Annotated in this window: 1 protein-coding gene; it reads left to right on the top strand. The window is 43.1% G+C overall.

Going from position 1 to position 1050, the window contains the following annotated elements; genetic code table 11:
- Nucleotides 1–1050: putative Ig domain-containing protein (locus G4D82_RS14280; RefSeq protein WP_207788183.1), on the top strand; the 1050-nt coding region annotated here is incomplete at both ends.

The following is a 1050-nucleotide window of genomic DNA, read 5'->3' as shown; positions in this document are numbered from 1 at the left end:
ACGATGTTGCGCCAAACAATTTGAGCTATAACACTCCAAATGTCTTTACCAAAGGAATTGCAATTGCGCCAATAAATCCTTCGGTTTCTGGTGGTGCAGTTACAGCTTATAGCATCAATCCGGCTTTACCTGACGGACTTCTTTTCGATACCGCAACCGGTGCCATTTCTGGAACACCAACTTCGGTTTCGGCTTTGACGGTTTACACCGTGACGGCTTTTAATTCCGGTGGAAGTGCTTCGTTTGATTTATCGATTACTGTGAACGATGTTGCGCCGTTTGGCTTGACTTACAACGCTTCAAATATTTTCTCGGTTGGAACAACGATTTCCAGTTTAATGCCGACAGTTTCAGGTGGTGCAGTTACAGCTTATAGTATCAATCCGGCTTTGCCTGACGGACTTCTTTTCGATACCACAACTGGTGCCATTTCTGGAACACCAACTTCGGTTTCAGCTTTGACGGTTTACACCGTGACGGCTTTTAATTCAGGCGGAAGTGCTTCGTTTGATTTATCGATTACAGTGAATGATATCGCTCCAAACAGTTTGAGCTACACTACTCCAAATGTCTTTACCAAAGGAATTGCAATTGCGCCAATAAATCCTTCGGTTTCAGGTGGTACAGTTACAGCTTATAGCATCAATCCGGCTTTACCAAATGGTTTGAATTTCGACGCTACTACAGGACAAATTTCTGGAATACCTTTGGTTATTTCGCCAACAACTATTTATACAGTAACAGCTTCTAATTCTGGTGGATTGGCGTCATTTGATTTGTCCATTACCGTGAATGATGCCTCAGTGTTTGCTTTGATTTATGCGTCAGGATCCAACACGTTCACTGTAGGAAATGCGATTTCTATTTTAACACCAACTGTTTCTGGTGGTGCAGTCGTTGGATTTAGTATTTCACCTGCATTGCCTGACGGGCTTTTGTTCGATACCACAACTGGTGCCATTTCTGGAACACCAACTTCGGTTTCAGCTTTGACGGTTTATACCGTGACGGCTTTTAATTCAGGCGGAAGTGCTTCGTTTGATTTATCGA

This window comes from Flavobacterium lotistagni (assembly GCF_011392125.1).
GTDB classification, from domain to species: Bacteria; Bacteroidota; Bacteroidia; order Flavobacteriales; family Flavobacteriaceae; genus Flavobacterium; species Flavobacterium lotistagni.
This window is presented reverse-complemented; position numbering and strand designations above follow the sequence as displayed.